Source organism: Geodermatophilus sp. URMC 63 (assembly GCF_053502565.1).
Window position 1 is genome coordinate 1,260,533 of record NZ_CP199956.1, and the last position, 20,774, is coordinate 1,281,306.

Annotated in this window: 19 protein-coding genes; 6 read left to right on the forward strand and 13 right to left on the reverse strand. The window is 75.8% G+C overall.

Annotated elements, in window-relative coordinates; genetic code table 11:
• Window positions 1–47 precede the first annotated feature (47 nt).
• On the forward strand, window positions 48–1,478 hold the full coding sequence (locus ACWIZO_RS06165) for an amidase (RefSeq protein WP_448641626.1): 1,431 nt from the start codon (window positions 48–50) through the stop codon (window positions 1,476–1,478).
• A 48-nt stretch (window positions 1,479–1,526) separates the two neighbouring features.
• On the opposite strand, the gene ppk2 is transcribed toward ACWIZO_RS06165, so the two are convergent.
• The 6 genes from ppk2 to ACWIZO_RS06195 all read right to left on the reverse strand — a co-directional run bounded on the left by ppk2 (window position 1,527) and on the right by ACWIZO_RS06195 (window position 10,362).
• Complete coding sequence (gene ppk2, locus ACWIZO_RS06170; protein ID WP_448641627.1) at window positions 1,527–2,558, reverse strand: polyphosphate kinase 2; 1,032 nt, start codon at window positions 2,556–2,558, stop codon at window positions 1,527–1,529.
• A 21-nt stretch (window positions 2,559–2,579) separates the two neighbouring features.
• Window positions 2,580–2,774 carry a hypothetical protein gene (locus ACWIZO_RS06175; protein ID WP_448641628.1) on the reverse strand — a complete coding sequence of 65 codons (195 nt, stop codon included), beginning with the start codon at window positions 2,772–2,774 and terminating at the stop codon, window positions 2,580–2,582.
• Window positions 2,775–2,902: 128 nt separating this feature from the next.
• A complete protein-coding gene (locus ACWIZO_RS06180) occupies window positions 2,903–4,255 on the reverse strand; it encodes an alkaline phosphatase (RefSeq protein ID WP_448641629.1) in 1,353 nt (450 codons plus the stop codon).
• A 207-nt stretch (window positions 4,256–4,462) separates the two neighbouring features.
• Window positions 4,463–9,415 (reverse strand): NAD-glutamate dehydrogenase, encoded by a 4,953-nt coding sequence (locus ACWIZO_RS06185; protein WP_448641630.1) that lies wholly within the window; start codon window positions 9,413–9,415, stop codon window positions 4,463–4,465.
• A gap of 102 nt (window positions 9,416–9,517) precedes the next feature.
• Window positions 9,518–9,886, reverse strand: coding sequence for a phage holin family protein (locus ACWIZO_RS06190; RefSeq protein ID WP_446757881.1), 369 nt, complete (start codon window positions 9,884–9,886; stop codon window positions 9,518–9,520).
• A gap of 71 nt (window positions 9,887–9,957) precedes the next feature.
• Window positions 9,958–10,362 (reverse strand): nuclear transport factor 2 family protein, encoded by a 405-nt coding sequence (locus tag ACWIZO_RS06195; protein WP_448641631.1) that lies wholly within the window; start codon window positions 10,360–10,362, stop codon window positions 9,958–9,960.
• 93 nt (window positions 10,363–10,455) lie between these two features.
• On the opposite strand from ACWIZO_RS06195, the gene ACWIZO_RS06200 reads away from it, so the two are divergent.
• From ACWIZO_RS06200 to ACWIZO_RS06215, 4 genes are all read left to right on the forward strand, one after another.
• On the forward strand, window positions 10,456–10,893 hold the full coding sequence (locus ACWIZO_RS06200) for a thiol-disulfide oxidoreductase DCC family protein (protein ID WP_448641632.1): 438 nt from the start codon (window positions 10,456–10,458) through the stop codon (window positions 10,891–10,893).
• A 44-nt stretch (window positions 10,894–10,937) separates the two neighbouring features.
• Window positions 10,938–12,125, forward strand: a complete 1,188-nt coding sequence (locus ACWIZO_RS06205) for an AAA family ATPase (RefSeq protein ID WP_446757883.1) — start codon at window positions 10,938–10,940, stop codon at window positions 12,123–12,125.
• A 152-nt stretch (window positions 12,126–12,277) separates the two neighbouring features.
• The gene (locus ACWIZO_RS06210) at window positions 12,278–13,045 is read left to right on the forward strand and encodes a ZIP family metal transporter (protein WP_448641633.1); all 768 of its coding nucleotides are present in this window, start codon (window positions 12,278–12,280) and stop codon (window positions 13,043–13,045) included.
• Window positions 13,046–13,081: 36 nt separating this feature from the next.
• Complete coding sequence (locus tag ACWIZO_RS06215) at window positions 13,082–14,002, forward strand: alpha/beta fold hydrolase (protein WP_448641634.1); 921 nt, start codon at window positions 13,082–13,084, stop codon at window positions 14,000–14,002.
• A gap of 79 nt (window positions 14,003–14,081) precedes the next feature.
• Here ACWIZO_RS06215 and ACWIZO_RS06220 read toward each other — a convergent pair whose 3' ends face one another.
• Window positions 14,082–15,854: a SpoIIE family protein phosphatase gene (locus ACWIZO_RS06220; protein WP_448641635.1), complete on the reverse strand. Its 1,773-nt coding sequence runs from the start codon at window positions 15,852–15,854 to the stop codon at window positions 14,082–14,084.
• 175 nt (window positions 15,855–16,029) lie between these two features.
• Here ACWIZO_RS06220 and ACWIZO_RS06225 point away from each other — a divergent pair, with 175 nt between their 5' ends.
• Window positions 16,030–16,488, forward strand: coding sequence for an ATP-binding protein (locus tag ACWIZO_RS06225; protein WP_448641636.1), 459 nt, complete (start codon window positions 16,030–16,032; stop codon window positions 16,486–16,488).
• 261 nt (window positions 16,489–16,749) lie between these two features.
• Here the strand turns inward: ACWIZO_RS06225 and ACWIZO_RS06230 are convergent, their stop codons facing one another.
• The 6 genes from ACWIZO_RS06230 to ACWIZO_RS06255 are packed head-to-tail and all read right to left on the reverse strand — an operon-like array spanning window position 16,750 to window position 20,461.
• Window positions 16,750–17,241, reverse strand: a complete 492-nt coding sequence (locus tag ACWIZO_RS06230; RefSeq protein WP_446757888.1) for a hypothetical protein — start codon at window positions 17,239–17,241, stop codon at window positions 16,750–16,752.
• Complete coding sequence (locus ACWIZO_RS06235; protein WP_446757889.1) at window positions 17,238–17,600, reverse strand: response regulator; 363 nt, start codon at window positions 17,598–17,600, stop codon at window positions 17,238–17,240. Before ACWIZO_RS06235 ends, ACWIZO_RS06230 begins: the two co-directional genes overlap by 4 nt.
• Complete coding sequence (locus tag ACWIZO_RS06240) at window positions 17,597–18,139, reverse strand: chemotaxis protein CheX (RefSeq protein ID WP_448641637.1); 543 nt, start codon at window positions 18,137–18,139, stop codon at window positions 17,597–17,599. The genes ACWIZO_RS06235 and ACWIZO_RS06240 overlap by 4 nt, the downstream gene beginning before the upstream one ends.
• Window positions 18,136–18,519 carry a response regulator gene (locus tag ACWIZO_RS06245; protein ID WP_448641638.1) on the reverse strand — a complete coding sequence of 128 codons (384 nt, stop codon included), beginning with the start codon at window positions 18,517–18,519 and terminating at the stop codon, window positions 18,136–18,138. Before ACWIZO_RS06245 ends, ACWIZO_RS06240 begins: the two co-directional genes overlap by 4 nt.
• Before the next feature lie 2 nt (window positions 18,520–18,521).
• A complete protein-coding gene (locus tag ACWIZO_RS06250) occupies window positions 18,522–19,346 on the reverse strand; it encodes a CheR family methyltransferase (RefSeq protein ID WP_448641639.1) in 825 nt (274 codons plus the stop codon).
• Entirely contained in the window at window positions 19,343–20,461 is a 1,119-nt protein-coding gene (locus ACWIZO_RS06255) for a protein-glutamate methylesterase/protein-glutamine glutaminase (protein WP_448641640.1), read from the reverse strand. The genes ACWIZO_RS06250 and ACWIZO_RS06255 overlap by 4 nt, the downstream gene beginning before the upstream one ends.
• Window positions 20,462–20,774 lie beyond the last annotated feature (313 nt).

Genomic DNA, 20,774 nt, shown 5'->3' on the forward strand with positions numbered 1-20,774 from the left:
CCGGCCCGCGGTCACCGGGGGAGGGCGGCCCGTGGCACCCTCCCCCGGTGACCGCCGCGACCCCCGCCGACGACGACCTCTGCTTCCGCCCGGCCACCGAGCTGGCCGCCCTGGTGCGCGCGCGGGAGGTGTCGGCGCGCGAGCTGCTGGAGGCGCACCTCGCGCGGATCGGGCGGGTGGACCCGCAGGTCAACGCGATCGTGACGCTGGACGCCGAGGGCGCCTGCGCCGCCGCGGACGCCGCCGACGCCGCGCTCGCCGCCGGCGAGGACGTGGGGCCGCTGCACGGGCTGCCGGCGGCGCACAAGGACAACCACCTGACCGGCGGCATGCGCACGACCTGGGGCTCGCCGCTGCACGCGGAGAACGTGCCGCCGCACGACGAGCTGGTGGTCGAGCGGCTGCGCCGCGCGGGCGCGGTCCGGGTGGGAAAGACCAACGTGCCCGAGTTCGCCGCCGGCTCGCACACGGTCAACCCGCTGTTCGGGGCCACGCACAACCCCTGGCGGCACGGGTTGTCGGCCGGCGGGTCCAGCGGCGGCGCGGCCGCGGCGCTCGCCGCCGGGCTGGTGCCGGTCGCCGAGGGCAGCGACATGGGCGGCTCGCTGCGCAACCCGGCGGCGTTCTGCAACGTCGTCGGCCTGCGGCCCACGCCCGGCCGGGTGCCGAGCTGGCCGGCGGCGATGGGCTGGTCGACGCTGTCGGTGGACGGGCCGCTGGGCCGCACGGTGGGCGACGTCGCCCTGGTGCTGTCGGCGATCGCCGGGCCCGACCCGCGGGCGCCGCTGTCGCTGTCCGACGACCCCGCCGGCTTCGCCGCCCCTCTGGACGGCGACCTGCGCGGCCTGCGGGTCGCCTGGGCGCCCGATCTCGGCGGCCTCGTCCCGGTCGACCCGGCGGTCACCGCCGTGCTGCGCGAGGTGCTGCCGGTGGTCGAGTCGCTGGGCGGCACCGTCGAGGAGGCCTGCCCCGACCTGCGCGAGGCCGACGACGTGTTCGGCACGCTGCGCGCCTGGCAGTTCGACGCGACGTTCGGCGACGTCGTCCGCCGCTCACCGGAGGCGGTGAAGGAGACGATCCGCTGGAACGCGGCGGCCGGGGCGGCGCTCACCGGGGCCGACGTCGCCCGCGCCGAGCAGGCGCACACCCGGCTGCACGAGCGGGTGGTCCAGTTCTTCGACCGCTACGACGTCCTGCTGGCGCCCACCACGCAGGTGCTGCCCTTCCCCGTGGAGCTGGAGTACCCGACCGAGGTCGCCGGGGTGCCCCAGCCGGACTACCTGGGCTGGATGCGCTCGTGCACGCTGGTGTCGGCCACCGGCTGCCCGGCGCTGTCGCTGCCCGGCGGCTTCACCGACGACGGCCTGCCGGTCGGCCTGCAGCTCGTCGCCGCGCCCCGCGCCGACCGGCGGCTGCTGGAGATCGCCCACGCGATCGAGCAGGCCACCGGGCACGGCCGCCGTCGTCCGCCCCTCTGACGCCGTCTGCGGCTTTCTAGCGCCTGCACTAGAGAGCCGCAGACGAGGTCATCGACGCTCGGCCCGCGGCGGCGGCGGGGCCACCGGGGTGTCGGAGGACTCCTCCAGGACGTCGGCGGCCGAGCCGACGATGAGCGGGTCGGGGTCGCCGACGACGTCGCAGTCCTTGCCCTCGTAGTCCAGCCGGCACAGCACGTGGCGCATGGCCTCGAGCCGGGCGCGCTTCTTGTCGTTGCTCTTGATCACCGTCCAGGGCGCGTGCGCGGTGTCGGTGTGCAGGAACATCGCCTCCTTGGCCTCGGTGTAGGCGTCCCACTTGTCCAGGCTGGCGAGGTCGGTGGGCGAGAGCTTCCAGCGCCGGACCGGGTCGATCTGCCGGACGATGAACCGCGTCCGCTGCTCGCCGCGGGAGACGGAGAACCACAGCTTGAACAGCCGGATCCCGCTGGCGACGAGCATCCGCTCGAGCTCGGGGGCCTGCACCAGGAACTGCGCGTACTGCTCGTCGGTGCAGTAGCCCATGACCCGCTCGACGCCGGCGCGGTTGTACCAGGAGCGGTCGAACAGGACCAGGTCCCCGGCGGCCGGCAGGTGCTGCACGTAGCGCTGGAAGTACCACTGCGTCTGCTCGCGCTCGCTGGGCTTGTCCAGCGCGACGACGCGGGCGCCGCGCGGGTTGAGGTGCTCGGTGAAGCGCTTGATCGTGCCGCCCTTGCCCGCGGCGTCGCGCCCCTCGAAGACGATGACCAGCCGCTGGCCGGTGTCCTTCACCCAGCCCTGCAGCTTGAGCAGCTCGATCTGCAGCCGGCGCTTCTCGATCTCGTACTCGCGGCGCTGCATCCGCTCGGTGTAGGGATAGCCCTCTCGCCAGGTCTCGACCAGCAGCCCGTCGGGGTCGAACAGCTCCCGGTCGTCGTCCCAGTCCTCGTCGCTGTTCTCGTCGGGCAGGGCATTGAGCCGCCACCGGGACAGGTCCAGGACGTCGGCCGTGCGGGGCGGCTCCAGCCGGCACGGCGTCCCGTCCTCCGCCGCCGGGCGCGCTGCGGCGTCGTCGCGGTCGATCAGGGTGTCGGGCTGCACGCGGATCCCCTCCCGGGTCGGTCACGCTCCGGTGCGGCCGTACCCCGGACGCGCGCCGGCAGTCCTGCGCCGCACCGGCGGGCCGCCCGCCTCGAGCACGTGCGCGACGGCGTACTCCGCGAGCGACGCCAGCGGCCCGGGCGCGCAGCCGGGGACGAGGGCGGGCAGCAGGTGCACCTCGACGACGCCCCCGCCGGCGCTGCCGGCAGCGCTCACTCCCCCGGGGGGGGGGGGGGGGGGGGACGGCCGGCGCCACACCGGGCGGACTCCTCGCGCCGGGAACCTCGCCGTCGTGGGTCGACCCCCGGGTGCGCGCACGCGCCCGGGGGTCGGCCCCTGCGGGGTCAGTCGAACAGCACCGAGGACACGACGTCGTGCAGGTGGGTGTTCGGGTAGTAGCCGGTCAGCTCCTCGCTGCCCGGGCCCTCCGCGGTGACGACGGTCGGGACGCCGGTGTGCGCGGTCGTCGTCCAGTCCAGGGCGAAGTCGTAGGCGCCGTCGGTGCCGGCGACGGTGAACGGCCCGTCCTCACCGGAGACCGTCTCGCCCTCGACCGCGGTCTCCTGCGGCAGCGTGCCGCCGGGACCGCTCTCGTCCTCGGGGTCGACGTCCTCGATGGTCAGCCCGCCGCACTCGTGGTCGCCGGTGACGATCAGCAGCGTGTCCGGGTGCTCCTCGACGTAGGCGCGGGCGACCTCGACGGCGGCGTCGAGCGAGCGCATGGCCTCCAGCATCCGGGTGCCGTTGTTGTCGTGGCTCATCTCGTCGACCGCCTCCTCCTCGACCAGCAGGAAGAAGCCGTCCTCGTCCTGGGAGAGGACGTCGAGGGCCTTGGTGGTCATGTCGGCGAGGGGCACGACCGGGTCGTACTCGTCGCCCTCGCCCTCGGGGCGCTGCTGGAACATCTCCTCGTTGGCGAACAGCCCGAGCAGCGGGCCGGAGCCGGCGTCGGCGAACTCCTCGGCGGTGCTGACGTACTCGTAGCCCTGCGCCTGTGCCTGCGCGACGAGGTCGCCCTGGGTGCTGCGGGACACCTCCGGGTCCTCGGTGTCGCCGGTGCGGGGCGGGTAGGTGCCCTCGTCGCCGGCGGGCAGCCACCAGTCCTCGCCGCCACCCAGGATCACCTCGGGGTGGCTGACCTCGAGATACTGGCGGGCGATGTCGTCCTGCGCGGAGCGGTTGACGCTGTTGGAGAAGAACGCCGCCGGCGTGGCGTCGGTGACCTGCGCGGTGGTCACGATGCCGCCGGCCAGGCCCGCCTCCTCCACCTGCTGGCCGATGGTGGGCAGCGGATTGCCGTCGACGTCGACGCTGATCGCGCCGTTGTAGGTCTTCACCCCGGTGGCCCAGGCCGACGCCGCGGCCGCGGAGTCGGTGACGGTGTCCTCGGGGTCGCGCGCGTCGGTGGTCTGCAGCCCGGCGATCGGCAGCTGGTCCATGGCCAGCTCCCCGTCGAAGCCCTCCTGGTCGAGCCGGCCGGCCTCGCGGTGGGCGGCGCTCATCCCGTCGCCGTTGACGAAGATGACGCTGCGCGGGTGCCCGTTCGCGCTGCCGTTCCCGGAGCCGTTCCCGGAGCCGTTGCCCGGACCGCCGCCACCGGCGAACGCGCCGGTCGCCGGCAGCAGTGCCAGCGTGCCGCCCGCGACCGCGACGACGGCGAGCGTCCGCGTCCGCCGTCCTGTCCTCGACCTGGTCATGACCGTCCCCTCCCGCCCGGGAGCGGTTCCCGGTGCCCGGTCACCGTCCGGGGCGGCAACGTCCGGCAGGTGTGCGACGCGAGGACATCCGGTGAACCACGTCACATGCCGCGCCGCGTCGCCACCCGTTCGGGACGGATCGGTTCCTCACAGTCACCACCCAGCGACCTCGCAGCCGGCGCCCAGGAGGCCCGGGGGGATGAGCGCTCAGCGGCGGCGCAGCCCCCGCAGCGTCCGGACGGCGACCAGCAGCTCGGGCAGCTCGTGCCGGTCCCCCGCGGCGATGTCGGCGAGCTGGGCGGCGGCCCGGCGCTGGGTGGGGTCCCACCCGGCGGCCCACGTCTCGACCAGCCCGGCCGCGTCGGCTCCCCGGCCGCGCCCGGCCAGCACCTCGGCGGTGAGCTCGGCCTGCTCGGCGGCCAGGTCGTCGCGCAGCGACGCCCTGGCCATCGACGGCCACCGCCGGTCGCGGGGCAGCGCGATGACCAGCTCCCGCAGCGGCACCAGCGCCAGCCGCTCGGCCAGCGCCTGCGCCACCTGCCCGGCGAGCTCGATCGGCGCCCCGGTCCGCTCGGCGACGACGGCGAGGTCGAGCGCGGCGGGCATCAGCGGCGCGGCGGCCACCTCCGCGGCCAGCGCGGCGGGCACCCCCGCCGCCTGCAGGCGCTGCGACCGCTCGGCGTGGGCGGCCGCCTCCTCGCCGAGCAGCCACCCCGGCAGGCCGGCCCGCACCGCCGCCACGGGCGCGGCGAACCGGTCGGTCAGGGCCGAGATGCCGGCGGCCGGCCCGCTGACCAGCTCGGGCAGCCCCAGCAGCCAGCGCGTCGCCCGCTCGGCCAGCCGGGTCGCCTCGGTGCGCACCTCCACCTGCACCGGCGCGGGCACCCGGTTGTCCAGCGGCCGGACGCTGTCCCACAGCCGGTCGACGTCGAACACCGCCCGGGCCACCGCGTGCGCCCGCACCACGCCGACCAGGTCGACGCCGGTCTCCTCGGCCAGCCGGAACAGGCCGGTGACCCCGGCGGTGTTGACCGCCCGGTTGGTGAGCGCGGTGGCGACGATCTCCCGGCGCAGCGGGTGGCTGTCGACCGCCTCGGGGAAGCGCTCGCGCAGCGCCGCCGGGAAGTAGTCGCGCAGCAGCCTGGCCAGCGCCGGGTCGTCGGGCAGCTCGGAGGACAGGACGGCGTCGCTGACCTCGAGCTTGGCGTAGGCCAGCAGCACCGACAGCTCCGGGCTGGTCAGCGCCTGCCCGTCGCGCCGGCGCTGGGACAGCGCGCGGTCGTCGGGCAGCGCCTCGACGGCGCGCGCCAGCCGGCCGGAGCGCTCCAGGGCCCGGATGAACCGCTCGTGGGCGTCGAGCAGGCTGCGGGCGTTGGTCACCTCGGCGGCGAGCGTCGCGTTCTGCGCGTGGTTGTCGGTGAGGACGGCGACGGCGACCTCGTCGGTCATGTCCGCCAGCAGCGCGGCCCGGCCCTCGGCGTCGAGCGCGCCGGCCTCGACGACCCCGTTGAGCGCGATCTTGATGTTCACCTCGTGGTCGGAGGTGTCCACGCCCGCGGAGTTGTCGATCGCGTCGGTGTTGACCCGGCCGCCGGCCAGTGCGTACTCGACGCGGCCGCGCTGGGTGAGCCCGAGGTTGCCGCCCTCCCCCACCACGCGCACGCGCAGCTGCCCGCCGTCGACGCGGACGGCGTCGTTGGCCTTGTCCCCGACGTCGAGGTGGCTCTCGGCGGCGGCCTTGACGTAGGTGCCGATGCCGCCGTTGAACAGCAGGTCCACCGGCGCGAGCAGGACGGCACGGATGAGCTCGACCGGCGAGAGGGCGTCCACGTCGGCGGGCAGGTCCAGCGTGGCGCGCATCGGCTCGCTGACCGGGATCGCCTTCGCCGTCCGCGGCCACACGCCGCCGCCGGGGCTGATCAGCGACGGGTCGTAGTCGGCCCACGACGAGCGGGGCAGGTCGAACAGCCGGCGGCGCTCGGCGAACGACGTCGCGGCGTCGGGCGTGGGGTCGACGAAGACGTGCCGGTGGTCGAAGGCCGCCACCAGCCGGATGTGCTCGGACAGCAGCATCCCGTTGCCGAAGACGTCACCGGACATGTCGCCGACGCCGACGACGGTGAACTCCTGGCTCTGCACGTCGACGTCGAGCTCGCGGAAGTGCCGGGTCACCGACTCCCACGCGCCGCGGGCGGTGATGCCCATGGCCTTGTGGTCGTAGCCGACCGAGCCGCCGGAGGCGAACGCGTCGCCGAGCCAGAAGCCGCGCTCGAGCGCCACGGCGTTGGCCAGGTCGGAGAAGGTCGCCGTCCCCTTGTCGGCGGCGACGACCAGGTAGGCGTCGTCCCCGTCGTGGCGGACCACGCGCTCCGGCGGCACCACCCGGCCGCCCACCAGGTCGTCGGTGAGCGACAGCAGCGCGCCGATGAACAGCCGGTAGCAGGCCTGGCCCTCGGCCTGGACCTCCTCGCGGGAGGCGCCCTCCGGTGGTGGGTTGCGGACGACGAAGCCGCCCTTGGCCCCGGTCGGGACGATGACGGTGTTCTTCACCATCTGCGCCTTGACCAGGCCGAGCACCTCGGTGCGCAGGTCCTCGCGCCGGTCGGACCAGCGCAGCCCGCCGCGGGCGACCGCGCCGAAGCGCAGGTGCACGCCCATCACCCGCGGCGAGCTGACGAACACCTCGCGGGCCGGGCGGGGCTCGGGCAGGTCGGGGACGGCGTGCGGGTCGAGCTTGATCGCCAGCGGCCCGCCGGCGTAGTACGTCGTCCGCTGGGTGGCGGTGACGGCGGCGAGCAGGCTGGTCAGCACGCGGTCGGCGTCCAGCGACTCGACCCGGCCGATCGACTCCCGCAGCGAGCCGACCAGCGCCTCCTGCCGGGTCGCGCGGCCGGACTCGCGGCCCGGGGAGAACCGGGTCTCGAACAGCGCGACCAGCCGGGCGACGACGTCGGGGTGCGCGGCCAGGGTCGTCTCGACGTAGCGCTGGCCGAAGGGCAGGCCGGCCTGGCGCAGCCACTGCACGTAGGCGCGCACCACGGTGACCTGCCGCCAGTTCAGCCCGGCCAGCAGCACCAGCGCGCCCAGGCCGTCATCCTCGGCGTCGCCGCGCCACACCGCGCCGACCGCCTCGGTGAACCGCTCCGGCAGCGAGCCGGGGAAGGGCAGCTCCCCGCCGGGCGCGGTGAGCCCGAAGTCGTAGATCCAGGCCGGCCGGGCGCCGATCCGGTCGATCTCGTAGGGCCGCTCGTCGACGACGTCGACGCCCATGTGCTGCAGCACCGGCAGGACGTCGGACAGCAGCAGCCGCTCCCCCACCCGGTAGACGGTCAGCCGCGGCTCGGCCGCCCCGGCGCCGCGCGGGCGGCGCAGCCGCAGGCCCAGCTCGCCGGGCGCCAGGGCGTCGAGGCGGGTGAGGTCCTCGACGGCCGCCGTCGCCGGGAAGTCCTCCTGGTAGGCGGCGGGGAAGGCGTCGGCGACGCGGGCCAGCACCTGCCCGGCGCCGTCGCCGTGGTGGGCGGCCAGCGCGTCGGCGAGGTCGTCGGTCCAGCTGCGGGCGACGGCGGACAGCTCCTGCTGCAGCGCCTCGGCGTCGACCTCGGGCAGCCGCGGGACGCCGTCGCGGCCGACCGGCACCCGGACGACGAAGTGCAGGCGGGCCAGCACCGACTCGGTGGAGCGGGCGGTGAACTCGATGTCGCGCCCGCCCAGCCGGGACAGCAGCAGCTGCTGCATGGCCAGGCGGACCTCGGTCGTGTACCGGTCGCGCGGCAGGTACACCAGCGCCGACCAGAACCGGTCGTAGGGGTCGCGGCGCAGGAACAGGCGGGTCTGCCGGCGCTCCTGCAGGTACAGCACCGACATCGCCACCGGCAGCAGCTCGCCGGAGGAGGCCTGGAACAGCTCGTCGCGCGGCAGGGTCTCCAGGATGTCGACGAGCACCTTGCCGGTGTGGCTGTCCGCCGGCACCGAGGAGCGCTCCACCACCTCGTCGACCTTGCGGCGGACCAGCGGCACGTCGCGGACGCCGGCGGCCGTGGCCGCGGTGGGGAACAGCCCGACGAGGCGGTGCTGGTGGGCCGGGCGGTCGCCGTCGGCCGGCAGCGTGACCGCCACCAGGTCCAGCCAGGCGCGCCGGTGCACCGTCGAGCGCATGTCGGCCTTGGTCACGGTGACCAGCGCGGGGCCCAGCCGGCCGGGGGCCTCGGGCAGCGCCGCCGGGCCGGCGTCGCTGCGCAGCACGCCCAGGCCGCTGCCGGGGACGGCGCGGACGGTCCCCCCCACCTCGACCTCGCGGGCGCCGAGGAAGACGAAGTTGCCGTCGGCCAGCCAGCGCAGCAGGGCGGCGGCCTCGGCCGGGTCGTCGGCCGGGTCGGCGGTGTCGACGGTCGCCTGCTCCTCCAGCCGGGTGGCCAGCTCCAGCGCGCGGGCGGCGGTGCGCGGGGCGTCCTCGTCGACGGCGCGGACGTCGGCCAGCACCGTCCGCAGCCCCGTGACCAGGTCGGCGGCGGCCTCGTCGTCGAGCGGGCCGTCGAGGACGGCGGCGATCCAGGACTCGGCCAGCGCGTCGGCGCCGCACTCGGTCACGTCGGAGCCGCCGCTGTCGCAGAAGGCGCGCAGCGCGCCGGTGACGTCGCGGCGGACGACGACGACCGGGTGGACGACGTGCTGCAGGCCGGCGCCCTGGCGGACCACCTCGGCGGTGACCGAGTCGACGAGGAAGGGCATGTCGTCGGTGACGACCAGCAGCAGCCCCCGCCCGTCGGTCACCCGCTCCACGGCCACGGTGGCCGAGCCCTGCGGGCGGACAGCGGCGACGCGCAGGTGGCGCAGCGCGAGGTCGGCGAGGTCGGCCGGCTCGTGGCCGAGGACCTCGGCGGCCGGCTCGCTCCAGTAGTAGCGCTGCAGCAGCGCCGGCAGGTCGCCCGCACCGCAGCCGGCAGGCAGCCCCGGCTCGTGGTCCAGGGTGCCGGCCGCGGCCTGCGCGGCCCGCGTCAGCAGGGTGCGCTTCTCGTCGTTGGCCGCCTCGAGGGCGACCAGCTCAGGAGGTGCCGCGGGCTCGCTGGGGGCCGGCGGGGCGGGGCGCTCCGGCGGTGTCGCGCTGCCGGGCTCGTCGGGTCGTCCCGGGACGGCGGTGTCCACGCCGGACGTGCTGACCATGACCACCCACGCTAGTGCGCCCGGCGGCGGGCGTCATCGCGTGCGGTCCGCCCGGCGCGCCGCGCGGCTCCCGCCGTCGGGCTCCCGGCCGTCCCGGGGCGCTCAGCGGCGATCGAGGGCGACGTCGGCCAGCCAGCCGACGACGGCGAGCACCAGCCCGCCGACGACCGCGGTGCCGAACCCCTCGACGTCGAGCCGGTCGGAGAGGGCGGCGGTCAGGCCCAGCAGCGCGGCGTTGACCACGACGAGGAAGAGCCCGAGCGTCAGCAGGATCGCCGGGAACGACAGGAACCGCAGGATCGGCCCGACCACCGCGTTGACCACCGCGAACAGCAGCGCCACCCACAGGAAGGTGCCGGTGACGCCGAGCGGCGCCGCCTCGTTGCCGATGACGTCGATCCCCGGCAGGTACAGGGCGAGGAAGTAGAACGCCACCGCCATGACGACGACCTTGAGCGCGAACCTGACCACGGGACCACGCTAGTGGGGACGGCTGTGAGTTCCCTGGGTCCCGGGCGGTCCAGCGCTCCCCGGCTCCGGCGCTAGACCTGAGCAGCCGGCGCGAGGACCGGGGTCTGCGTGTACAGCGCGAGCCGCCAGCGCCCCCCGTCGTGGGACCAGAGGCTGCTCATCACGGCGGTGAACGGCGGCTCCTGCTCGCTCCGCCACGCCGTGCCGGTGTAGACGACGGCCGCGGCGTCCGCCCCGGCGCGGACCAGGCGGACGTCGTCCATCGCGTAGCGGTGCCAGGGCGGCGACGCGGCGAGCGCGGCGACGACGGCCTCGCGGTCCATCACCGACCCGTCGGCGAGGACCATGACGCCGTCGTCGGCCATGACCTCGCCGTAGAAGCCGGCCGCCGTGGCGTCGCACAGCGCGTCCCAGCCGCGGCGCTCCAGCGCCAGCAGCTCCGTCGTGACCTGGTCGTCCATGCCGGGGTCGTCCATGCCGGGCACCCTGGCGCGGCGGCGCCGCGGCGTCGACCCCCTCTAGCGTGCTCACCACGGAGCCCCCGAGGCCCGCGAGGAGAGGGGACGCCCGTGCAGCGACCGGCCCTGGTCTTCGACGGCGACTGCGGGTTCTGCACCCGCTCGGCGGCCGTCGCCCGGCGGCTGCTGCCCGCCGCGTGCGCCGTCGTCCCGTGGCAGGGCGCGGACCTGGCCGCCGTGGGCACCACCGCCGCGCGCGCACAGCGGGAGCTGCTGTGGGTGCCGCGCACGGGGGACGTCGTCGGCGGGGCGCGTGCCGTGGCCGCCGCCCTGCGCGCCGCCGGGTCCGGGTGGGCGGTGCTGGGCCGGTTGCTGCAGGTCCCGCCGGTCGGCCTGCTGGCCGACGCGGTCTACCGGGTGGTCGCGGCCAACCGGACGCGCCTGCCCGGGGGGACGGCGGCGTGCGCGCTCCCGGCGACGAGGGGCGCGACCCCGCGCACCGACCGTGGCGACGCGCCACCAGGACCGCGACACGATCGGGCTCTCTAGGCGCTTCTACGGGCTCGGCTAGAGGCGTCCATACGGTGCTCGACGTGGACCCCGTGCGGAACCCCTACGCCCCCGGCGCCGGTCAGCGCCCGCCGGAGCTGGCCGGCCGCGACGACGAGCTGTCGGCCTTCGACGTCGTCCTCGAGCGCATCGCCCGCGGCCGGCCCGAGCGCTCGCTGGTGCTCACCGGGCTGCGCGGCGTGGGCAAGACGGTGTTGCTCAACCAGCTGCGCTCGGCGGCGATCGGCCGCGGCTGGGGCACCGGCAAGATCGAGGCGCGGCCGGACCAGTCGCTGCGCCGGCCGGTGTCCTCGGCGCTGCACATGGCGCTGCGGGAGCTGCGCCACCCCGACCAGGAGTCGATGGACGCCGTCCTCGGCACGCTGCGGGCCTTCGCCCAGCGGCTGACGCCGGCCGACGCGAAGCTGCGCGACCGCTGGCAGCCGGGCATCGACGTGCCGGCGTCGAGCGGGCGGGCCGACTCCGGGGACATGGAGATCGACCTCGTCGAGCTGCTCAGCGACGCCGCGGGGCTCGCCGCCGACGTGGGCAGGGGCATCGCGCTGTTCGTCGACGAGATGCAGGACGTCCGGGCCGACGACGTCTCGGCCATCTGCGCGGCCTGCCACGAGCTGTCGCAGCAGGGCGCGCCGCTGATCGTCGTCGGCGCCGGGCTGCCGCACCTGCCGGCGGTGCTGTCGGCGTCCAAGAGCTACTCCGAGCGGCTGTTCCGCTACCTGCGCATCGACCGGCTGGACCGCCCCGCCGCCGACCGGGCGCTGCTGGCCCCCGCCGAGCGGGAGGACGTCGCGTTCGAGCCCGCCGCCCTCGACGCCCTCTACGCCGCCGCCGACGGCTACCCGTACTTCGTGCAGGCCTACGGCAAGGTCACCTGGGACGTCGCCGCCGCCTCCCCGATCACCGCCGGCGACGTCGCCGTGGCCGCGCCGGTGGCCGAGGCCGAGCTCGCGGTGGGCTTCTTCGGCTCCCGCTACGACCGGGCCACGCCCGCCGAGCGCGAGTACATGCACGCGATGGCCGACCTGGGCGGCCCGGCCGGCGCCCCGGTGGCGACGTCGGAGGTCGCGGCGAGCCTGGGCCGCAAGCCCGCGTCGCTGTCCCCCGCACGCGACTCGCTGATCAAGAAGGGGCTGGTCTACTCCGCCGAGCGCGGGCAGATCGCCTTCACCGTGCCCCACTTCGGCCGCTACCTGCTGCGCCACCCCGACTGAGGGGAGCCGCGCGCGACGATCAGGGTCCCTGATCGTGGAGCGTCCTCCCTCACCGTGGGACGTGAGGGAGGACGCGCTGGGATCAGGTTCCCTGATCATCGCGCCGGGCCGGCCGGGGTTCGGCGGAGGGTGCGGCGGGCACCGAGCGGGCCGTGCCGGAGGTCGTGCAGGCGGGGCTGTGGGGGCTGCTGGGCGGGGCCGCTCTCGTGCTGGGGGCGCTGGTCGCCTGGTTCGTGCGGGTGCCGCGGGTCGTCATCGCCTCGGTCATGGCGTTCGGCTCCGGCGTCCTCATCTCCGCGGTCGCCTTCGACCTGATGGCCGAGGCGGCCGAGACCGGCGGGCTCGGGCCGACGGCGATCGGCTTCCTGGGCGGCGCGGCGGCCTACCTGGCGGCCAACGCGGCGCTGGCCCGGCGCGGCGCCCGGCACCGCAAGCGGTCCGGCGGCGAGGGCCCCGAGCAGCAGCCCTCCGAGGACGAGCAGGGCGGCAGCGGGGCGGCGATCGCGATCGGGGCGCTGCTCGACGGCGTCCCCGAGTCGGTGGTCCTCGGCCTCGGGCTGCTCGGCGGCGGCTCGGTGAGCGCACCGGTGCTGGCCGCGGTGTTCATCTCCAACGTGCCCGAGGGCCTGTCCAGCGCCGCGGGCATGAAGGCCAACGGCCGCTCGGCGGGGTACGTCTTCGGCGTCTGGGGCGGCATCGCCGTGGCCAGCGGCCTGTCCGCGCTGGTCGGGTACGCGGCGCTGGGCAGCGCGCCGCCCGAGGTGGTCGCCGTCATCACCGCGGTCGCGGCCGGCGCGATCCTCACCATGATCGCCGACACGATGATCCCCGAGGCCTTCGAGCGCACCCGCACCTGGACCGGGCTGATCACCACGCTCGGGTTCCTCGTCGCCTTCGCGATCGAGCGGCTCGGCGCCTGACCTGCGCCCGGCGCGCGACGGCGGCAGGGTGGGGGCGTGAACGAGGTGCGCGACCCCGTCCAGATCGCCGTCCCGGTCGAGGGCGGTGAGCTGTCGGCCCTGCACTGGGCCGCCGACGCGCCCGGCGCGCCCATCGCCGTCCTGGTCCACGGCATCACCGCCAACGCCATGGCCTGGGCCCGCGTGGCCGCCGCGCTGGCCGGGGAGTTCGAGGTGGTCGCCCCCGACCTGCGCGGGCGCGCGGGCTCGGCCGGGCTGCCCGGCCCCTACGGGCTCGAGCGGCACGCCGAGGACGTGACCGCCGTGCTCGACCGCTTCGGGGCCGACGCCGACACCGGCGCCGACGCCGCGGTGCTCGTCGGCCACTCGATGGGGGCGTTCGTCGCGGCCATGGCCGCGGCCGGCCCGGCGCGCGACCGGGTGCACGGCCTGGTGCTCGTCGACGGCGGCCTGGCCCTCCCCCGCCCGCCGGGGGCCGACGTCGACGCGATGCTCTCCGCCGTCCTGGGTCCGTCGCTGGACCGGCTGGGGGCGACGTTCCCCGACCTGGCCGCCGTCCGGGAGTTCTGGTCGCGGCACCCCGCCGTCGGGCCGTGGGTCGACGTCCCCTCCGTGGCGGCGTACCTGGCGCGCGACCTGGTCGGCGAGCCGCCCGAGCTGCGCAGCGCGTGCGTGCCCGAGGCGGTGCGGGTCGACGGCGGCGACGTGCTGCTCAACGAGCGCGTGCTCGAGGCCACCACCGCCCTGCCGGTCCCGGCGACGCTGCTGTGGGCGACGCGCGGCCTGCTCGACCAGACGCCGGGGCTCTACGACGAGGTGCGGCTGGCCGGGCTGGGGCTCGAGCCCGCCGGCATCACCGCCCACGAGGTGCCCGGCACCAACCACTACTCCATCGTGTGGGCCGACCAGGGCGTGGCCGCCGTCGTCGAGGAGGTGCGGGCCGCCGTCGCCCGCTGAGCGGTCGGGCGGGGCGGCCCGGTGAGCGGTCGGGCGGGGCGGCCCGCTGAGCGGTCAGGCGGGGCGGCCCGGTGAGCGGTCAGGCGGGGCGGCCCGGCGCCGGGGGCAGCACCTCGGGACCGGTCCCGGCCGGCCGCTCCCCCGCCATCGGGTGCGCCCGGACGGCGAGCAGCGCGACGTCGTCCTCCGCGCCCTCCCCGAGCATGCCGGCCAGCAGGTCGTCGCACAGCTGTTCCAGCGGCTGCCCGGCCGCCACGGACACCAGCCGCCGCAGCTGCTCGCGGCCGTCGTCGAGCAGGACGCCGCGTCGCTCGAAGAGACCGTCGGTGAACAGCAGCAGCGTGCCGCCGGGCGGGAGCACCGCCTGCCCGTCGGTGCGCGGCCCCCGCCACCCGGTGCCGAGCGGGGGGCCGACCGGCGCGGAGAGGTCGCGCACCGTCCCGTCGGGCAGCAGCAGCACCGGGTCGGGGTGCCCGGCCGAGGACCAGCGCAGCCGGCGCAGCCCCGCGGCCCGGTCGTCGGCGTCCTGCTCGACCCGGCAGACCAGCGCGGTCGCCAGCGTCGGGACGGCGAGGCCGACGAGGGCGTGGTCGACCCGCCGCAGCACCCCGGCCGGCTCCTCCAGCCGGTCGAAGGCGATGCCGCGGACCAGCGTCCTGACCTGGCCCATCGCCGCGGCGGCCTCGATGTCGTGGCCCGTGACGTCGCCGATGACCAGCACCGTGTCGCCGTCGGGCTGCAGGAACGCGTCGTACCAGTCCCCGCCGATGGAGATGCCGCGGGTCGCCGGCCGGTAGCGGACGGCGAGCTCGAGCCGGTCGGGCTGGACCGGCGGGGACAGCAGGCTGTGCTGCAGGCGCTCGGCCACCTGCTGGGCGGCGCCGGCGAGGCGGGCGTTGTCCAGGGCCAGCGCTGCCCGGCGGGACGCGATCTCGGCGGTGCGCAGCTCGGCGTCGGTGTGCGGACCCCGATCCGGGCCGTTGACCAGGGTGAAGGCCCCGAACAGCTCCCCGCGGGCGAGCAGCGGGAAGGTCGCGACGGCGGAGACCCGCAGCGGGGCCAGCGCGGCCCGGCTCTCCTCGTCGGCCACCATCGCGCGCACGTCGTCCTCGGTGACCCGCGGGATGACCACCGGCCGGCCGCTGGCCAGCGCCGTGGGCACCGGCGCCGCCGCCCGGTTGCTGCGCACCCGCAGGTCGGCGTAGCGGTGCATCGCCGGGACCATGCGCGGGTCGCCGTGCGCCCGCCCGACGTCGCGGCGGGTGCCGTCCGGGTCGACCACGCTCACCAGGCACCAGTCGGCCAGCAGCGGGACGACGAGGTCGGCGAAGCGGGCGACGGCCACGTCGACGTCGGTGGTCGCGGTCATGGCCTGGCTGATGTCACCGAGCAGCACCAGGTGGCGCGCCGCGGTCTCGGCCCGGGCCGCGGCCTCGGCGGCCTGGGCGGCGGCCTGCTCGCGCGCCACGATCGCCGCCGCCCGCTCGGCCTCGGTGCGGCGGCGCTGCGTGACGTCGTCGAAGGTGACGACCAGGCCGGCCGCGGTGAGGAAGGCGTCGGCCCGGAACCACGCGGCCAGGCGCCGGGACTCCGCCTCGGTGGACCCCGCCTCGCCGGTCGCGCGCACGTGCCGGTAGAGCTCCTCGAAGGGACCGCCGACGGTGTCCGGGAAGGCCTCCCAGAAGACCCGGCCCACCAGTTCCTCGACGGTGCGGTCGAGCGCCGCGGCCCCCGCGGGGTTGACGTAGGCCAGCCGCCAGTCGCCGTCCAGGACGAACAGGGGCCGTTCCATGCCCTCGACGGCCTGCACGAGCAGGTCGTGGGGCGGCGGGGCGCTGCCGTCCGGAGTCATCGGGTCACATGCTGCCGCATGCCGGCCCCGGGACGGGCGGGGGCGTCCGGCGGTACGCGCGACACGCCCGGTGCGTTCCCGGACCGCCCCGATCCGCTGCGGCCCACGGTTGGGCGCCGGGTCGGCTGGGCACCCTGGAGTCGTCCGGCTGAGAGGACGACGACGGAGAGAGGACATGGGTCGACTGACGTGGCCGCTGCGGCCGCTGCCCGACGGGCGGGGTGAGCTGTGGCGCTGGGACCTCGGCCAGATCGCCGAGCTGCCCGCCGCGCGCGCCGGCCTGCGGGGCCACCTCGACGCGATCGGCTTCCCGCGCGATCCGGACGACCCGGCGGCCGACCGGCTCGTCCTCGCCTTCGACGAGCTGGCCTCCAACGCGCTGCGGCACGGTGTCTCCCCGGTCGTGGCCACCGTGGTGGCCGGCACCGGTGGCTGGCTGCTCGACGTCAGCGACCGCGACCCCGACACCATGCCGGCGCCGGCCGTGGGGCGGGACCCGGCCCAGGGCGGCCTGGGCCTCTACCTGGTGGCGCGCCTGTCGGTGGCGCACGGCTGGTACGTCGACGACGGGTGCAAGCACGTCTGGGCCTGCCTCCCCTCGGCGATCGAGGAGCACGCGGCCACCTCGGCCTGAGCACCCGCCCCCGCCGTCCGGTCCCGGAGATGACGGTGCCGGGAGACGACGGTGCCGGGAGACGACGGTGCCGGGAGACGACGCTGCCCGGAGACGCCGCTGCCCCGGGGCGGCGGGACGGTGGTCCCGCTGCCCCGGGGCAGTCGGTGCGGTGTCGTGACCGGTGGCGGGCCCGGAGGGTCCCCGCCGGGCGCGACGGTGGTGCTCAACGTCCGCTGGGGACGACTCCTGATCGCGGTGTCGTCCGGCAGGACGACGGTGTCAGGGCACGACGAGCGAGAGCCGTCCCTTGCCGTAGCCGGGCACCTCGACGGCGAGGTCGAGGCGGTTGAAGGCCGCCAGCATGCCTGCGATGTCGCCGGGCAGGTCGTCACCGGGGGCGTAGGACGCGTGCAGCTTCGAGTGCGGGGCACCCGGCACGTTGAACAGCGCCGAGAGGACGTTGACGACCTCGTGCAGTGCCTCGGTGAGCATCGCGGTGAGCTCGCCGTCCTCCTCGACGGCGTCCTGCACGCCGCCGGGCGGGAGCAGGGCCAGGGCGCCGCCGGTCCAGGCCGCCAGCGGCAGGTCCATGACGCACAGGGCGTTGACCGCCATCGTCGGGCTGACGTAGACGGCGACCGAGACGGGGTCCTTCTCCGTCGGGGTCACCGGGGCGCCCGGCGTCACGCCGACCGGCTTGCCGACGAGGCCGGAGAGCATGTCCTTGACGGCCTTGGCATCGGGCAGGACGACCGTCAGCGGCGCGGTCACGCGAGCACCCCGTCGAGGTTCTCGCGGAAGGTCTCCTCGGTGAACGGCTTGGCGATGAGGAAGAGGGCGCCGGCGTCGGCGGCCTTCTCCCGCATCTCCGCCGAGCCCTCGGAGGTGACGAAGCCGAACGGCACGGCCGAGCCCGACGAGCGCAGCGCCTGCAGGCACTCCAGGCCGGTCATGTTCGGCATGTTCCAGTCCGACAGCACCAGGTCGGGAGCCTCGGACCGGACCTTGTCGTAGGCGTCGCGGCCGTCCTCGGCCTCGACAATGTCGTGGTCGTCGTAGCCGGCCTGCCGCAGGGTGCGGATGACGATCTGCCGCATGACGCGGCTGTCGTCGGCGACCAGGATCTTCACAATGACACTCCGTTCGGGTGCGGGTTCTCGTGGTGCGGGGACGCGGAGGGCAGGGCGCCCTGGACGGTGATGACGAGGGGCTGGCCCCGCCAGAGGACCTCGACGCGGCAGACGTCGTCGGGGTTGCGGACGGCGGGGGCGTCGCCGACTTGGGGCAGGCTCAGCGCCGAGGGCCCGGGCAGGGCGGCCTTGACGTTGCCGCCGACCACGTTGGCGATCTCCCCGAAGGCGTCGGTGACGTCCTCGGGCTCGAGGACCTCGGGGGCGGCCTCGGCGAGCAGGGCGCGGGTCAGCTCGACGGCGGTCCCGCGGCCGGCGGTCAGGACCACCGAGCCCGTCCAGGGGCCGACGACGTCGACCCAGGTCGACAGGACGTCCGCCGGCAGGTCGCCGGGCACCGGGACGAGGAGCTCCTCCTCGCCCACCAGGGCGATCCAGGCCTCGCCGGCGATCGCCTCGACGGTGGCCTCGTCGATCAGGGAGCTGATGAGCGGCCGCGCTGCGGCGCCGTGCGCAGTGGCGTCGGGTGCGAGCGTCACAGGACGGCCTCCTGCGGGAGCAGGCCGAGCAGCGCCAGCTTGTCGCGGAGCGCGTCGGCGGTGAACGGCTTGATGACGTACTCGTGCGCACCGGCGGCCAGCGCGCGGACGATCTGGCTCTGCTCGCTCTCCGAGGTCACCATCACCAGCGTCACCGAGCGCCAGGCCGGGTTGGCCCGGACGGCGTTGACGAACTGCAGGCCGTCCATCACCGGCATGTTCCAGTCGATGGTGCAGAGGTCGGGCACCCAGCCCTCGTGGAGGACGTCGAGCGCCTCCTGGCCGTGCCCGGCCTGCCGGGTCTCGTAGCCGAGGCCCTCCAGGATCCCGGTCACGATCCGGCGCATCGCGCGCGAGTCGTCGATCACCAGTGCACGCATGGTCATGCCCCCTTCAGCGGGCGGTAGGCGGAGCTGCGTCCGACGACGACGCGGCTCCAGGAGTCGTCGACTCCGAGGGTGGTCTCGGCGGCACCGAGGAACAGCCATCCGTCGGGGCGCATGAGCTCGCGCACCCGGCGGAGGATCGCCTGCTTGGTCGGCAGGTCGAAGTAGATGAGGACGTTGCGCAGGTACACGACGTCGAAGGGGCCCATCCGCGGCAGCGGGGCGGCGAGGTTGCACTCCCGGGCGGTGACCATCCGGCGCAGCGCGGGAGCGACCTCCCACTCGTTGCCGGCCCGGGTGAAGTGGCGGACCAGCATGGGCGCGGGCAGGCCCCGGTTGACCTCGAGCTGGCTGAACCGGCCGGCCCGGGTACGCTCGACCATCTCGCGGGAGATGTCGGTGGCGGTGATCGCCACCCGCGACGCGGCGTGGGGCATCGCGTCCTCCAGCAGCATGGCGACCGTGTAGGCCTCCTGGCCGCTGGAGCAGGCCGCCGACCAGATCTGCAGCCGCTCCGCCGGCCCGCGGGTGGTGAGCAGCGAGGGCAGCACCGTCGAGGTGAGGGCGGTGAACGGGTCGCCGTCGCGGAACCACGACGTCTCGTTGGTGGTGAGGGCCTCGACGATCTGGCGGGTGTCGTCCGGCCGCGGCCGGCTGCGGACGGTGTCGACGAGCTGGCCGACGTCGGTGAGGCCCATCTTGCGTGCAACCGGCAGCAGCCGGGCCTCGACCAGATACTCCTTGCCGGGGGCGAGCACGATGGCGCTCTCGCGGTGCACCAGCTGGCGCACCCAGTCGAAGCTCGTGGTCGTCAGGGTCATCGGGGAGCTCCCGTCGCGAGGGTCAGGGTGGCGGGCTTCGGCGGGACACCGGGGACGGCGCGCGCGAGGTGGCGGGTGATCGACTCGGCCACGCGATCGAGCGGCAGGACCTCGTCGGCCAGGCCGGCCGAGGCGACGGCGCCAGGCATGCCCCAGACGACGGACGTGGCCTGGTCCTGGACGACGACGGTGCCGCCGGCGTCGCGGACGGCGCCGCACCCGGCCCGCCCGTCGGCACCCATGCCGGTGAGGACCACGGCGAGGACGGCACCGTCGTAGGCGGTCACCGCGGACCGGAACAGCGGGTCGACGGCCGGGCGGCAGAAGTTCTCCGGCGGGCCCTGCGACAGCATCGTGGTCGCGCCCCGGCCGGTGCCGCGGACGGTGAGGTGGAAGTCGCCGGGGGCCAGGTGCACGGTGCCGGGCAGCAGCGGCGTCCCGTCGACGGCCTCGACCACGGTCAGCGGGCAGAGCCGGTCCAGGCGCTGGGCGAACTGGCGGGTGAAGACGGGCGGCATGTGCTGCGTGAGCAGGACCGGGACCGGCAGGCTCGCCGGGAGCAGGGGGAGGACCTTGGCGAGGGCCTCGGGGCCGCCGGTCGAGGAGCCGATGACCAGGACGGCGGGCGCCTTGTGCGGCGTGGTGCGCGGCGCCGGCGGCCGGACGGCGACCGGGGCGGCAGCGGGCCGGGGCAGCCCGGCGACGGGGCGGCCGGTGAGCGCCTTGATCTTCGGGATGAGCTGCTCGCGCACGCTCTCCATCGACTGCGCCACGCTGCCGACGTTGGCCGGCTTGGTGACGTAGTCGTTGGCGCCGGCCGACAGCGCGTCCAGGGTGGCCGAGGCGCCGCGCTCGGTGAGCGTGCTGAACATGACGATCGGCACGCGGTTGCGGCCGGCGCGGATGGCGCGGACCGCCTCGATGCCGTTCATCTCCGGCATCTCGATGTCCATGGTGACCAGATCGGGCCGCAGTCCCTCGATCTTGGCCAGCGCGAGCTTGCCGTTGACCGCCGTCCCGACGACCTCGATGCCCGGGTCGGCGGACAGCACGTCGGTCACGATCTTCCGGACGACGACCGAGTCGTCGACCACCATCACCCGGATCGGGTCCACGCGTCCTCCTGCTGCTGCCGTGGTCCAGCACCCGGCACGGGGCTGTCCCTTCGGTGTCGGCACCGGGCGGCTACGTGTTGAGCGCAATCCGGTTTCGCGAGGGGGACCGGTCCCTCGGACCCACCGCCGTCGCAGGAGTTGTCGGCCGGGACGCGGGCGCGCTTGAGGCCGACGGGACAACCGTTACGGAAACGTCCGCTGACGGCCGCCCCACACGGCACATGTCGACCCGCCCGTCACACGGCCCGCCGCGAGCGTGCGAGCGGTGGGGGCGGGCGGCCTCCCCGCAGGGGCCCGCCGCGAGCGTGCGAGC

Coding starts and splice junctions, on each gene's coding strand:
- ACWIZO_RS06225 (WP_448641636.1), top strand. CDS start 16,030: ATGGGTCGACTGACGTGGCCGCTGCGGCCGCTGCCCGACGGGCGGGGT.
- ACWIZO_RS06245 (WP_448641638.1), bottom strand. CDS start 18,519: ATGCGTGCACTGGTGATCGACGACTCGCGCGCGATGCGCCGGATCGTG.
- ACWIZO_RS06195 (WP_448641631.1), bottom strand. CDS start 10,362: ATGGACGACCCCGGCATGGACGACCAGGTCACGACGGAGCTGCTGGCG.
- ACWIZO_RS06180 (WP_448641629.1), bottom strand. CDS start 4,255: ATGACCAGGTCGAGGACAGGACGGCGGACGCGGACGCTCGCCGTCGTC.
- ACWIZO_RS06250 (WP_448641639.1), bottom strand. CDS start 19,346: ATGACCCTGACGACCACGAGCTTCGACTGGGTGCGCCAGCTGGTGCAC.
- ACWIZO_RS06220 (WP_448641635.1), bottom strand. CDS start 15,854: ATGACTCCGGACGGCAGCGCCCCGCCGCCCCACGACCTGCTCGTGCAG.
- ACWIZO_RS06185 (WP_448641630.1), bottom strand. CDS start 9,415: ATGGTCAGCACGTCCGGCGTGGACACCGCCGTCCCGGGACGACCCGAC.